At 28.5% G+C, this 15008-nt stretch carries 11 protein-coding genes, 1 tRNA gene and 1 pseudogene; 11 read left to right on the top strand and 2 right to left on the bottom strand.

Annotated features, from left to right (window positions below; genetic code table 4):
- The first annotated feature begins 343 nt into the window (after positions 1-343).
- The 8 genes from T395_RS0100360 (at position 344) to T395_RS0100325 (ending at position 9572) form a co-directional block, all read left to right on the top strand.
- The gene (locus tag T395_RS0100360; RefSeq protein WP_245599323.1) at positions 344-1450 is read left to right on the top strand and encodes an ABC transporter ATP-binding protein; all 1107 of its coding nucleotides are present in this window, start codon (positions 344-346) and stop codon (positions 1448-1450) included.
- Positions 1440-3857, top strand: coding sequence for an ATP-binding cassette domain-containing protein (locus T395_RS0100355; RefSeq protein ID WP_029512531.1), 2418 nt, complete (start codon positions 1440-1442; stop codon positions 3855-3857). The genes T395_RS0100360 and T395_RS0100355 overlap by 11 nt, the downstream gene beginning before the upstream one ends.
- Positions 3858-3931: 74 nt before the next feature.
- On the top strand, positions 3932-4435 hold the full coding sequence (locus T395_RS0100350) for a hypothetical protein (RefSeq protein ID WP_156933057.1): 504 nt from the start codon (positions 3932-3934) through the stop codon (positions 4433-4435).
- A 52-nt stretch (positions 4436-4487) separates the two neighbouring features.
- Positions 4488-4572: transfer RNA gene (locus tag T395_RS0100345), tRNA-Leu, on the top strand.
- A 129-nt stretch (positions 4573-4701) separates the two neighbouring features.
- Positions 4702-6606 carry an MIP family Ig-specific serine endopeptidase gene (locus tag T395_RS0100340; RefSeq protein ID WP_029512529.1) on the top strand — a complete coding sequence of 635 codons (1905 nt, stop codon included), beginning with the start codon at positions 4702-4704 and terminating at the stop codon, positions 6604-6606.
- A 46-nt stretch (positions 6607-6652) separates the two neighbouring features.
- Positions 6653-7510, top strand: coding sequence for a tRNA pseudouridine(55) synthase TruB (gene truB, locus T395_RS0100335; protein ID WP_029512528.1), 858 nt, complete (start codon positions 6653-6655; stop codon positions 7508-7510).
- A gap of 10 nt (positions 7511-7520) precedes the next feature.
- Entirely contained in the window at positions 7521-8405 is an 885-nt protein-coding gene (locus T395_RS0100330; RefSeq protein ID WP_029512527.1) for a YcsE-related riboflavin metabolism phosphatase, read from the top strand.
- Between the two features lie 84 nt (positions 8406-8489).
- On the top strand, positions 8490-9572 hold the full coding sequence (locus T395_RS0100325; RefSeq protein WP_029512526.1) for a M42 family metallopeptidase: 1083 nt from the start codon (positions 8490-8492) through the stop codon (positions 9570-9572).
- Positions 9573-9773: 201 nt separating this feature from the next.
- On the opposite strand, the gene T395_RS0100320 is transcribed toward T395_RS0100325, so the two are convergent.
- Positions 9774-10505: a phosphotransferase family protein gene (locus T395_RS0100320; RefSeq protein ID WP_029512525.1), complete on the bottom strand. Its 732-nt coding sequence runs from the start codon at positions 10503-10505 to the stop codon at positions 9774-9776.
- Positions 10506-10586: 81 nt separating this feature from the next.
- On the opposite strand from T395_RS0100320, the gene lepA reads away from it, so the two are divergent.
- Positions 10587-12386, top strand: a complete 1800-nt coding sequence (lepA, locus tag T395_RS0100315; RefSeq protein WP_029512524.1) for a translation elongation factor 4 — start codon at positions 10587-10589, stop codon at positions 12384-12386.
- A gap of 221 nt (positions 12387-12607) precedes the next feature.
- Here lepA and T395_RS0100305 read toward each other — a convergent pair whose 3' ends face one another.
- Entirely contained in the window at positions 12608-14314 is a 1707-nt protein-coding gene (locus T395_RS0100305) for a polysialyltransferase family glycosyltransferase (RefSeq protein WP_029512523.1), read from the bottom strand.
- 114 nt (positions 14315-14428) lie between these two features.
- On the opposite strand from T395_RS0100305, the pseudogene T395_RS03730 reads away from it, so the two are divergent.
- Together T395_RS03730 and T395_RS0100295 are read left to right on the top strand one after the other, a co-directional pair.
- Positions 14429-14630: pseudogene (locus T395_RS03730) on the top strand (elongation factor 4); the annotation flags it as partial.
- Positions 14631-14770: 140 nt separating this feature from the next.
- Positions 14771-14962 (top strand): hypothetical protein, encoded by a 192-nt coding sequence (locus T395_RS0100295; RefSeq protein ID WP_029512522.1) that lies wholly within the window; start codon positions 14771-14773, stop codon positions 14960-14962.
- The last annotated feature ends 46 nt before the right edge of the window (positions 14963-15008 follow it).

Here is a 15008-nt window from a genome sequence, read left to right as displayed (position 1 = left end):
ATATAAAACAAAAGATAGTGAACAGTCGTTAAATGACGCTAACTTAATTGAAGAACGCCGTGAATTATTAATCAAATTACATGATGAAAATGTTAATGAATTAGCTTATGAAAAAGCTTTAAAAGCAAAAGAAGCAGAAGAAAAAATTGCTCAAAGAAGAGCAGAATTGGTCAAAGCACATTCAGAAAATATTCAACAATTAATTAATAAAGCCAAAGCTGAAGAAATCATTGAAGAAGTGATTGAAGTTGAAGTTAAAGAAGAAGCTAACAAAGAAGTTATTGAAGTTCAAGAAGCTTCAATAACAAAAACAAAAATCACAGAAATTGAAAGCAAATCAAAAATAGGCTATCGTGCCAACAAAGTTTATAACTCAATTAGAACTGCTCCATTAGCTAACGACAAAATTTTAGAAGTAAGAAACTTACACGTTTCTTTCCCAGCTGGTTGAAAGAAAACAATTCACATTGTTAGAGGTATTGATCTTGATGTTTATAAAGGTCAAATCGTTGGTTTAGTTGGTGAATCTGGTTCAGGTAAATCAGTTACATCAAAAACCTTAATCAATATTAATCACAATGGAATTGTTACTGCTGACCAAATTCAAATTGATGATTTAGAATTAACTAAATTAAAAAGACAAAGTTCATGACAATTTATTCGTGGTAAAAAAATTGGTTATATACCACAAGATCCATTAACTTCATTGAACCCAACTAGAACAATTGGTAAACAGTTGTTAGACGCTTTAAACACAAATCCAAATTGAGCAAGTCAAACATATACTGCTAAAAAAGCCTATTTAATAGGCTTATTGAAACAATTCGGTTTAAGAACTGCTGAAAAAATCTTTAAATCATACCCACACACTTTATCAGGTGGTATGAAGCAACGTGTTGTTATTACTATGGTTGTTGCTTTAAAACCAGATGTAATTATTGCTGATGAACCTACTACTGCACTTGACCCAACTGTTCAAGCTTCTGTTCTTTCGTTATTTGAAAGTATTCGTCAACAATTTAATATTTCAATTATCTTAATTAGCCATAACATTTCAGTTATTGCTAAATTCTGTGATTATATTTATGTAATGTACGCAGGTAAAATTGTGGAAAGAGGTACTAAAAAAGAAATTTTCACTCAACCTGCCCACCCTTATACTTGAGCTTTAATTTCTGCCATTCCAGAAACAAAAGATGAAAAACTTTATAACATTAAAGGAACCCCGCCTGACATGGCAAACTTGCCATTAGGAGACCCGTTCGCACCAAGAAACGATTACGCATTAGAAATCGACTTTATTAAAGAACCACCATTAATCCCTATTACCAAAACACATAGTGCTGCTACTTGATTATTACACCCAGAAGCACCAAAAGTAACATTATCTGACGATTTAATTAAACGTTTAAAACTATTTAAGAAAGCATTTAAGGAATATGATGAATAAAGACAAAAAAGTAATTTTATCTATTGATAACTTAAAAAAATATTTCGTAAATCAAGGTTTTATTAACAAAGCTGTTGATGGAGTATCATTCGATGTTCATGAAGGCGAAATCGTTGGTTTAATAGGAGAATCTGGTTCAGGTAAAACTACTGTTGGTAGAACATTGCTTAGACTTTATGATGATTTTAATGGTTTCGTTAGATTAGACGGCGAAATTGTTTCTGGTAAAAAAATATCAAATAAGCTTAAGAAATTCTTACATAAAAATATTCAAATGATCTTCCAAGATCCACATGCTTCATTAAATAGTCAACAAAACGTTTTCTCAATTTTAAAAGAGCCACTTTTAGTAAATGGCATAATCAAAAATAGAATTAGAGATATTTTTGCTGATTGAATGAAAGTTAAAGAAGTCTTTAAATACGACTTCCAAATTAAAGCAATGGAATTGGAATTAACTAACCTTAGAGAAATTAATCGTTTAGCTGATCCGCTATTTACAAGTTGAGAACAAAAACTTAAAAACTTTAAATTCGATCCTGAACTTGGTTTTGATGACAATTTCAATGCCTTCTTTAGTTATTTAGATGAAAAACAAATTGTTGAAAGCTCAATTATTAATAATATGTATTCAAACACTACTAAATTGCTTGAATACTACTATGAAAAACAAAAACAATACCGTGAAAAACAAATTCCGCAAATTTGATTGAACTTAGAACAAGCTGAAACCAACTATAAAGAAAGTCAAAAATTAGCTAAAAATTCATTCAATATTTTGAACAAAAAACGTGAATTACACAGCACCAAATTAGCTTTAAAACAGCTTAATAGGAAAATTAGACAACACATTATCGGTTCACAAAATGTTATTAATAATTTTGTTATTGAATCGAAAAATGAAAAGTCTTTAGTTAACATTTCACGTTTAATGGCTGGTGATTTAAACTACTATTTATACAATTTAAAAAACGAAGTTTTATTTAGTAAAAGAGCTAATGTTTTAAGCTTAATTAAAAAACAAGTTAAATATTTAAGCTATGAACAAATTCGTGAATTGATTAACGATTTAGATAAATATATTAAAAGATTCTATGAGACACAATTAATGTCGATTAATTATCAAAAAAATGTTAAAGCATTAATTAAACAAACAGTTAAAGAAAACTTTAATTTTGATTATCAAAATTATCTTAAATTATCACAAGATAAATTTGACGAATTAAATAGTAAAAAAGTTGAATTAGAACAAGAAATCGCTCAATTAAGCAATGAAATTAAAGCAAGTGAACAGCCTGCTATTACCATAGAAGAATTACAACAAGTAAAACAAAATTTACAAGATGTTAAGAATTCATATCTTGATGATCGTAGAGCATATTTAGTGTCATTTAAAACAAAAATTAAACAATTAGATGACCAAATTAAAGCTCAACAAAAAAGATATAAAGAATTAGTTGACTTGCAAACTTTCTGTAATAAAAGATTTGACACTATCAAAGCGGAATACTTCAAATTTATTGAAGAACAAATTAAAAATAATCCAAACCAAGACAATAAAACAATTCACACAGTTACTAATTCTTATAAATCAGACTTAGCAATTCGTGAAGACACTTTAAAATCATTCCACATTGAGAAAAAATACTTACAAAAAGATATTGATAACATTTACATTCTTTTAGGTGTTAATTTTGCTTGAGTAGAGAAAAACTTAAAAGAACATGTTGATGGCAAAGGTGGCTATAAAAAAGCTAAATGAGATGATGTTTATTCATTCTTTAATAATCCATTGTCAATTCCTTTTGCCAAATTAAAAATTTCTAACTTACTTTATAAAATAACCATTTATAAAGCATTAGAAGATGTTGGATTGCTTAAACAATTTGCTTATCGTTATCCACATGAATTCTCAGGTGGTCAATTACAACGGATTGTTATAGCCCGTGCTTTAATTACCGAACCAAGAGTAATTGTTGCTGATGAACCTATCGCATCACTTGACATTTCAATTCAAGCTCAAGTTGTTAACTTATTAAAAGATCTTTGCTTAAAGAAAAATATTGGTTTAATCTTTATTGCTCATGATCTTTCGATGATTGAATACATTGCTGATAATGTTCAAATTATGCACTTGGGTAAAATTGTTGAACATGGTAAAACTGAAAAGATTTACACTCAACCATATCACCCTTACACAATTAACTTATTTAAAGCAATTCCTAAAATTTCTAATGCCAATGAAAAATTCCAAAATGTTTCATTTGATTTAGATTACTTAGAAGAACAACAATTCCCTAACATCCCATATAATCATGAAATTGAAGCAGAACATTTTGTTTATGGTACAAACAAACAAGTAAAAAAATGAGTAGCCAATGTTAAAAAAGAACATGAAAATAAATAATTTGTTTTCTTAGTTTTAATCCGCGTAATGCGGATTTTTTTATTGTTTTAAAGCCGTTTTGCTAAAATAAGACTATGATAAAAAAAATGTGCATTAAAGTTAAAGATTCATTAACCAAAGGTAAAATTATTTACACCATATTAGCCTTGTTTATAGCCATTTTAATTTCCTTAACTGCTTTTTTTATTTTAAAAAATAAAGCAATTAAAGAGGGCTCAATTAATAATGGGGCTAATAAAACTTTGGTAATTGACCCTTTAATTGCTTTTGGAATAACATTATTGCTTTTTGGGATTTTGGCACTAATTTCTAGCTTTGGCTTTGGTAAGGAGTTTTTCAAAACCAAAGATGAACGTAAATTACATCGCTTAAAAGTAAAAATTCAAGATGAAAAAAATAAAAACAATCCTGAATTAGCTCATCGAATTTACATTAAAGATTTAGAAAAACAGAAAAGCAAGCTTGAAAACACAATTAATAAAACAGTTGCTAAACCAAATCGTTTTCTTTATTATTTATTAATTACTCTTGGCTCAATAGCTATGCTAGTTGCAATAATTCTTTCATTTGCCTGATAAATTAAACAAAAATATTTGTTTATTTGTTGTGTTGTGCTAAAATATTTTTACTGCCCGAGTGGTGAAACTGGCAGACACGCTAGACTAAGGATCTAGTGGGGCAACCCGTGCAGGTTCAAGTCCTGTCTTGGGCACCATATGTGTAAAATCTACCGAGAGGTAGATTTTTTGCTATTTAAATCAATAAACCTAAAATTAATCTAAATATAAATATCAAATTAATTAGAAGATAATAAAATTAGTTTAAATAAGAACAGGTGTAAATAATGAACTGAAAAAAAATATTTAAATTAGGCACTTTAACATCACTGGCAGTTGCTCCATTAGCGACTTATTCATGTATTGTTAAGCAAGATAGAAAAGAAAATGTTGAATTAATTTTTGTTAATTCTCAAGATCAAACAATTATTAAATTGCCATTAAGATTAAAGAAAACTGAATTAGAAAATTATGATATTTCAACATTGGTTCCTAATGGTTTTGCTTTAAGTGATGAAGCAGAAAAAATTGTTGATTTTAGCTCAAATAAAACAATAAAAATAGTTGTTATTCAAAAAGAAACACCTTCTGAAAATGACGATAAAGAAGTTGATGATAAAACAAGCAATATTCCTGAAGATAATAATAAAGAAATTAATTTGCCAATTGATTCAACCCCAGAGCACCCAGAAGTTCCTGAAAAGCCTAATGAACCAATTTCTGAAACAAATAATCCCGATCCTTCAATTGATAATGGTTCAAATGATGAATCGATTGATAACCCTGATAATGAAACCGTTGATGAACCAAGAGATAATTCAATAAGAACAGCGGCTGAATATTATGAAGTTCATCCGGAAGCTAATCGCTACAATTATGGCGAACCTGAATATTTCAAATATGACACCAATTTGCAATATTTAGAATCTATTAAAAATAGAACATTTTCATTTTTAACTGTTTTCGATAATGACACAACAACAGCTGGCACAATTTGAATGCTTGATTATAAAAAAATAAGTGATAGAGAATATAAATTCTTTTTCGGAACAAATCATCACGTTGCTGTTGAACTATACAGCTCAAATGATTATGAAATCTACAAACAACCTAATCGCGAAAATCAAATAACATCAATAATTTTTGGTATTAATAACAATATTTCCGACGCAAATGGTAAATCATATAATTTTTATAGAATAAATGATGTTAACAAGTTCCCAAGAAATTTCTTTTTAGCCCGTAATTTTATGAAAGATGAAGTTTATTCTAAGCATGATCGTTCATATTATGCCGATTTTGCTGTAATTGAATGAGATGTGAATTTCAATGAATGAAACTTGAGAAATCCCGATGCTCTAGCAATAGCTAAAAGACTTTTAACAGGTATTGCCGAAATTGATAAAACACTTGAAAAAGTTAAAACTAATAAATTATCAATGAATGACCAAAAATTACCATATGCTTCATTAGACTATTCTTCGGTTTGAGAATTACGCAACAATATAATTGGTTTGAATGAGAAATCAGTTAATGAAATTACAACTTGAAATAAAGCAGAGCAAGTTGACAAATTTATCACAAAGTACTATGAATATGGCGAAAACGAAATTTATAATTACTATTATAAACCCCATGCCATTTATGCTTATGGTCATCCTTTAATAAAAACATCAACTAACACAGTTGTTGGTACATTCTATAATGTTATGGATCAAGATTTTAATACATTAGATCGCTCTGATTGAATTAGTCATAAACAATATTGATTATTAATGAATGAGTTACATAACGCTGCTGTTGCTGATCATGGCAATCAGTTTAATGGTGAAGATCTACCATATTATTATGGAATGGCATATCAAAGTTCCCAAAGAACCAAAATTCATGGTGGTGCTAGCGGATCATTAGTTATTAATCAAGATGGTTTGCCAATTGGAGTTTTGTTCGGTTCATTAAAAAGTGATGCAATTGTTTATCTTAATGATGAAAATAAATGAGAAACTAATCATACTATGTTAATAGCGCCATTTAGTCAAGAGGTACCAATGTGAGGTACAACTGGAATGATTTATCCATTTAATTTAATTGATGGTCGCAACAAAACGAAATATCAATATCAAAAGACTTCATATAAAGAAAGATTAATTGAAGTCTATGGCGAAAATTACACCACAGCTATTTTTGCTTAATTGCTTAAAATAGCTTTTTTATAGTCTAATTAGACAAAGGAGAATTATGTTTTTTTTACTCAATAAGCCAGCTGGAATAAGTTCATTTAAAGCAATTAATGATTTTGCCAAAAAACAAAATATCAAAAAAATCGGGCACACTGGCACATTAGATCCATTTGCAACAGGTTTATTACTTTTAGCCACTGACGAAGACACCAAGTTAATTTCATATATTGAAAATAAAACTAAATCATATATTGCAACTATTCAATTTGGCTTGCAAACAGACACATATGATTTAATGGGTGAAATTATTAATCAATCAAACAAAAAAATTACTAACAAAGATGTATCGTTAGTTGAAAGTTGACTATTAGCACAAAAAAGCCAAATTCCGCCTATTTATAGTGCTAAAAAGATTAATGGTACAAGAAGTTATCAATTGGCTCGTGAAAATAAATCTGTTGAATTAAAGCCCCAAAACATTGAAGTAAGCCAAGTAAAAGTTCTAGCTTTTGACGAAGACAAACAACAATTACAAATTGCTTTAACAGTTTCAAATGGCGCATTTATTCGTTCGTTAGCAAATGATTTGGCAATTTATTTAAATACTTTCGGCCACTTAATTGCTTTGCAAAGAACCATGATTTCTAATTTTGATATTTCATTATTAAATAATAATGAATTTGTTAAAATTAATAGTGCACCCGCTTTGAAATTAGATTTTTTACCTTTAAAAAAGCGCGAAATTTCTAGATTGAAAAAAGGGCTTAATTTAATCAAAAAATTACAATTTAACAACCCAATTGATTTATTTATTATTGATGAGCAGTTGCCTAATGAGATTTTAGGTATAGTTAAATATGCTCATGGTGAAATTAAAGTTCAAAAACTTTTCGGTAATAAATTAATCGATTATTAAAGGATAATTTATGAACGAAGAACTCAAAAAAGACCTAAAAACCAATATTAAAATGGCTGCTTTCGATGTTGATGGAACCATTTTGCCATTTGGTAATCCAACTTTCAGTGATGGCATTAAACAAATGTTTAAAGATTTGCAAAAAAATGGAATATATTCAATTATTTCAACTGCCAGAGAATTTATTACTATCGGAAACTTATTAACCCAAATTCCGGAAGCTAACTATTTTATAGGCGCCAACGGTATGTTTGTTTACGATATTCAAAAAGCAGAAATAATTTACGAAAACGCTGTTAAATTAGAACATATGGCAATTTTATATGAAGCTTTATTTGGCAAAGACAGCTTCGCTAATTATGATCCAAGTAAAAAATTTGCTGACTTAGAAAGCTTTACAGTAACTGATTTAAATTGATGTTATCATTCACCAGGAATTAATAAAAATACATGATTTTTAACTCCACATCAAGCTAAATTGGTGCCAATGGATTTTGCTAAAATTGATCCAAAACACATTCATATCATTACTTTAGGTTCATACAACCAAGAAGCGACTAATAGATTAGAAGCATATATAACCAAAGTTATTCAAGAAAATAATTTACCACTTGAAGTAAGTTCAAAATGAAACAAAGGGGTTTTTGTTACTCCGGTTGGTGTAACTAAATTTAATGCTTTAACTTGATTAGCTAAACATTTAAACTTAGATGCTAAAAAGAACTTAATCACTTTTGGCGATAGCACTAATGATTTTGAAATGTTAAAAAATGCTGCTTTTAGTGTCGGTTTAGGCGAACATGAACCATATATTAAAGAAATTACTAAAATGCATGCATTGCCAGTTGAAAAAGACGGAGCATATTTAGCTCTTAAAGAATTAGGCTTAATTTAATTACATAAAAAGCACGATTGAAATCGTGCTTTTATTTATAATTAAATATACTATAGACATTAAAATAAAAAATAAGGAGGCATAATGTCAAAATATACAAAATTAGCCACAAGATTAAAAGAATACATGGCAATTGAAGCGATTAGTCGTTATGAAGAACCAGTTGCGCAAGCCTTAAAACAAAACACACAAAGCCCTAATTTAGAGCACTACAGAGATGGTTTTGGTTCATTAATTATTAAAACAAAAAGCAAACCAAATACACCTAAAATCATGATTGCAGCTCACATGGATGAAGTGGGTTATTTAGTTAGATCAATTGAAGACAATGGTAATTTATTATTATCTGTAGTTGGCGGAATTTGACCAGCCGCTGTTATTGGAACAAAAGCTAAAGTTGTTAAAAACAGTGATCAACAAGCTATTTATGGAATTTTTGGACATACATCAATTCATATTATGGGCAGAGAAAATGTTTCTAAAGTGCCAACAACTAAAGAATTGTATGTAGATTGTGGTTTCAAAAATAAAGATGAAGCAATAAAATTTGGTATTGAAATTGGTGATAGAGTTTATATGTCAGGCGAAGCTATTGACATGCCAAATGATTTAATTGCTGGTAAAGCAATGGATAATCGTGCTGGAGTTACGGTTATTGACTTTTTGGCAAATACTGTTAAAGATTTAGATTTACCAAATGAAACATACATTGTTGGTACAGTACAAGAAGAAGTTGGAACAAGGGGTGCTAAAACTTCTGTTTCAATTATCAATCCTGATGTAGCATTTGCAATCGACACAGGTGCTTCGCACGATACAACAGGAGCACCAAAAGGTACTCCAAAATTAGGTGATGGTGTTGCTTTATTAATGCAAGATTCGCAAGTTTTAACCGATCCAAAATTAGTTGAAATCTTAGTTGAATTAGCTAAAAAACACGACATTCCTGTTTATAAATATATTGCTGAAGGTGGCGGTACAGATGGATGTGAATTGCAATATGGCCAAGGTGGAGTTCCTACTATTACTTTATCAATTCCGCAAAGATACTTACACTCACCAATTGGCGTTGCATCACTTAGAGACATTCAAGCAACATTGGATTTAATTACTGAATTTGTTAAAGTTTTTGACAATGAAATGTTAAAAAGATTAAAAGGTTTATAGAAAATTAAAAACTTTAAATGGCACAAACTAATAAATGGTTTGTCCATTTTTTTTATGTTTCTCACTTGCTAGTATAAATAAAATTATGATATAAAGACAATATTAATTTTGTTAAATTTAATGGGTGTTTTTATAAAATAATTTTTCCAAAAAGTCTATTTCATAGCCTAATTAGAAAAATAAAGAAAAAACAGACAAATACTATCTGTTTTCATACTCTTTCAAAATTTCTAATAAAGAATTTATTTTTTCAATAAATGGTTCGTATGGAAAATGTAAAACATCTTGCGCATTAACTCAAAGTATAACTAAGTAATTTACAAAGATTCTATTTTTTAAAACTTTTAAATAATCATAGTCTTGATAAATAGTTAAAAAATACTGTGTATGAACGTCATCTAAAGCGGAAGCCTCTATAAAATAGGCTAATTCGAAATTAACATCTCCCATTGTTGAATATTCTCAATCAATTATTCATAGCTTATCTTTTGAATCTAAAATCATGTTGTTTAATCAAAGATCATTATGCAATGGTCATTTATTTTGATTGTTTTTTAAAAGTTCAAAAACAAAAGGTTTTAAGTTTTCAACAATTGCTAAATTAATGTTTTTTTGCTTAAGAATTTCTAAATATTTTTCAACTCTTGCTTGATGGTTTGATTTAGGAAAATTTAATTTTGAATTATGAAGTTCTTTAAGGTTTAAAGCGATTTGTTTTAAGTTTTGAGAGTTTGGTTTTGGTACTTGACCTTCAATAAATTTTCAGATTAATTCGGTATTAGAATTTTTAATTAATTGTGGCACAAAATCGAACTGTTTAAGCAACTCATAATTTAAATTATGATTAAAACCAGTTTTTACTTTTTCTTGTATAAATAAGTCATTATCTTTAAAACTTTTATTAGTATGACCAGTGGTTATTTCTATTTTCATAATCTTCCTTTAAAGCATTTTTTACTTTTATTGTATTATTATTAGTAATTATAATAATAAATATAAATTAATGGTGATAATATGGACAAATCAAAAATTCGCAATTTTTCAATCATTGCCCACATCGATCATGGCAAAAGCACTTTAGCTGACAGAATTTTAGAATTAACTAACACAGTTAGCCAACATGATATGGATGATCAATTTCTCGATCAGATGGATTTAGAAAGAGAAAGAGGAATCACAATCAAGTTAAATGCAGTACAAATTAAATATAAAGATTATATTTTTCACTTGATTGACACTCCTGGACACGTTGATTTTACCTATGAAGTTTCTCGCTCATTAGCAGCTTCGGAAGGGGCACTATTACTTGTTGATGCTACACAAGGTATTGAAGCCCAAACTTTAGCTAATGTTTATTTAGCTTTAGAAAATAATTTAGAAATTATTCCAATAATTAATAAAGTTGATTTGCCTTCTGCTGATATTGAAAGAACTAAGAAAGAAATTGAAGAAGTTATTGGTTTATCAACAGAAAATGCAGTTGCTATTTCTGCAAAAACCGGTTTTAACTGCGAAGCAGTTTTAACAGCTATTGAAAATTATGTTCCGCAGCCAAAGAATGCTGATGACAATGCACCATTAAGAGCTTTAATTTTTGATTCATACTTCGATGAATATCGTGGCGTAATTATGCTTGTGAGAATTTTTCAAGGTAAATTGCACACTGGTGAAAAATTCAAATTTATGTCAAATAATCAAGAATACCATGTAGCTGAATTAGGGGTTAGAAATCCTAAAGAAACTAAAAAAGCCTTTTTAGAAGCTGGAGAAGTTGGTTGAGTTGCCGCAACAATTCGTGATGCTAGAGAAGTTCATGTGGGTGATACAATCACCACAATTGATAATCCGGCTTTAGAACCTTTACCAGGCTATAAGAAAAAACAACCAGTTGTTTTTACAGGTTTTTATCCAGTTGATACCAGAGATTACATGGAACTTAAAGAAAGTTTAGAAAAAATTGCTTTAAGTGATAGCTCAATAACTTGAGAACAAGAAACTTCAAAGGCTTTGGGTTTTGGTTTTCGTGTAGGTTTTTTAGGTATGCTTCATATGGAGATCTTGCAAGAAAGGCTTAATAGAGAATACAAAATTGGCATTATTGCTACATCACCTTCTGTTGAATACAAGGTTCATATGACTAATGGTGAAGTAGAAATGATTTCAAACCCATCTTTATTGCCTGATCGTACTTTCATCAAATATATTGAAGAACCATATATTTTAGCAACGGTAATTTTACCTTCAACATACATTGGCAATATTATGGAGCTTTGCCAAAACAAACGTGGTATTTACAAAGATTTAGAATACATTGATGACAACCGTGCTAAATTAATTTATGAAATGCCTTTAGCAGAAATAGTAATTGATTTCTTTGACCGTCTTAAAAGTTTATCAAAAGGTTATGCATCATTTGAATATGACGTAATAGGCTATAAAGAAAGCGATTTGGTAAAAGTTGATATTCTATTGAATAAAGATAAAATTGATGCTTTTTCAATTATTACACAAAGAGATTTGGCTTATCCAAGAGCTAGAGATTTATGCGAAAGATTGAAAGCTGAAATTCCAAGACAAAACTTTGAGGTGCCCGTTCAAGCAGTAATTGGCAATAAAGTTATTGCTAGAGAAACAATCAAAGCTTATCGTAAAGACGTTACTGCTAAACTTTATGGTGGTGATGTAACTAGACGTCAAAAATTATTAAAGAAACAAAAAGAAGGTAAAAAGAGAATGAAAATGTTAGGTACTGTCGAAGTGCCACAAGAAGCATTTTTAAACATCTTGAAAACCAACATTGACAACAAAAAATAAGTAAAAAACGGCAAATTAAACTGGGACACGGAATATGGGCAATTCATATTTCGTGTTTTTTGTATAGGAGAATATATGAGACAGCTTAAACAACATGAATGACTTGAACTTTTTTCAAGTTATTATGATTATAAAACCCGAGTTTCCAAGTTAGAAATTTAGTATAAAAAACGAATACTTCTATTTTATAGAGGTATTCGTTTTATATTTTTAACATTTAATTATTTAGTTCTTTTTAAAAATGCTCTCATATCAATTCATTCATTTTGATTTGGGAATGAACCAGAATTAATAAAGTATTTATAAACATCATTCATTTTTTCTTTGTTGGCTTCAAAACCTTTGTCATCATCTTTATATTCAATATCCCTAGTAATAATATTAAATTTATTTGAAAGTGGGAAATTTTGAATATCTACAAAACTTTTAATTTTGTCATCATTTCATTTTAATTCAGTTTTTAAAAAAGTCATTGTAGATAAAATAGTTGTTGTGGTAGCTTGAAGTCCATATAACTCTGTTTTGGAATGTTTATTGCTATCAAAAAGAATTGATTTATTATTTCTTAAATTAGTAAAATCAACTGCCAGCATGTTTTCTCAAGCAATTTGAGAATTTAAAATTAGTGCATAATCATCGCTATTTTCTCCTAATATCATATTGATATATTCAACTGATTGTTCGATGTTATAAACTGGATGTAATTTAAAGAAATAATTGTATTCACTTCTTGGGTACAATTCATGCACCTTATTGAAAAATGAACGAATTTCATCTAGAGCATATTGTTGGTAACTTAATCTTCAACGACCATCTTTTTCGTTGTGTCTAAATAATGAAGACCCCATAAATATAAGGTTTTTCTTATTTGGATCGTAATTATTTTGACCTTTTACAATAAAGTCTAAAAATGTTTTGTTTTCTAAATTATTAACTTTATTAAATTGTTCAATAAACTTTTCACCAATTTCAGGGAAATATGAATAAAAAGCGGTTGGAGTTAAAGGATATTGATTAATATTCAATTTAGCTCACCCAAATCCTTTATTTTCCAAATCTTGATTAAGGGCATCAATATATGACGAATCTAAATTGTAAATTTTAAATTTGTCAGTTAGAGTTAAAAAATATCTCCAGTCTAGTGTAAGATTTTCATTATTTGAATTTTGAAACTCTATTCATTTGGCGATTAATTCTTCTTTACTATAGAAAGTTTTTTGTTTTTCAACTCAAGTCAAATATTTATCACGAATAAATTTATAAGGTTGAGCATTACCATCACTTAAAATAACTATTTTATTAGCTCTTTTAATAATTCAGTCACGAACGGTTTTATCCATTCCAATTAAAGAAATATCAGGGATGTAGAAATCAAACTTAGAAACTCCTGAGTCTAAATATTCTTTCAAGTAATTTTCAATTTCACTTACTGTTCTAGGGAAAACAAGATAATTTGTATCAGAAGAAGGATCCAAATACTTAGTGTTTTCAAAAACTTCTAATTTTCCATTTTGCTTCAAATGTTTATCGCCATATGAATTTAATAAATAATTCAAATTAAATCTTTGATTAGTGGCATCAAGCTCACGATTTTCATATTGTCAAACATTGTGATCAATCAAAAACATGTTCTTATTTGTTATTGATTGATCATTTTTTGATAATTCAAGTTGTCCAACAAGTTGAATAAAACTTGAAATAAAATATTGAGCAGCATTTCTTGAAACAAAGATTGAAGGAAATTCATTAGTTGCTGAATCTTTTAAGTCATCAAAAAATGGTTCAAAAATTAAATTTTTTTCATAAATTATATTTTCTACCGGATTTGTTGGTTTAGTTTGATTGCCTGTAGTCTTGTTGCAATTAGCAGCAACAAGAGGTAAAGATAAGCTAACAATTAAACTTGATAAACAAAAAAACTTTTTCATTTTATACCCCTTATTTTTATTACTTTCTTTTCTTTAATTATATATATATATAATCAAGTAGAAAAGGTTAAAAATTATAAAAATGAGCTTTAAACTAGGAAATTTAGGGTAAAAAAAGTTATTTTTAGAGAAACAATCAAAGCTTATCGTAAAGACGTTACTGCTAAACTTTATGGAGGTGATGTAACTAGAAGACAAAAATTATTAAAGAAACAAAAAAAGTAAAAAGAGAATGAAAATGTTAGGCACTGTCGAAGTGCCACAAGAAGCATTTTTAAACATCTTGAAAACCAACATTGACAACAAAAATAAGTAAAAAACAGCAAATTTTTATGTATTTCGCTGTTTGTTAATTGATTAAAAAGCCTATGAAACAGTCTTTTTGGTCGTTTCAATCAATTCACATTAAAGGAGAATATAAATGTTGAAAAAACTTTAGCATGTTTTGTTAAAAAAGTGGCTAATGCTAAATTGTTCGATGATTTTGTTTTTGTTTTAGCAATTTCACAATTTAGCAAAATTTTGGAACATGAAAATCATGGTTCAATTGTTTTACTTGATTTTTTTAAATTTGATCTTATGTTAGTTTCATTAATCAGTGATTGAACAATCAAGACAAATCTTTCAAACAGCTACGGTCTAAGTTAATTGAAATTAAAATTAATTTGCAAATTAATATAATATAACCAAAATT

Origin of the sequence: Mycoplasmopsis iners ATCC 19705 (assembly GCF_000701805.1) — a bacterium.
GTDB classification, from domain to species: Bacteria; Bacillota_I; Bacilli_A; order Mycoplasmatales; family Metamycoplasmataceae; genus Mycoplasmopsis; species Mycoplasmopsis iners.
Note: the sequence above shows the minus strand (reverse complement) of the source record. Positions and strands in the feature narration are given on the sequence as shown.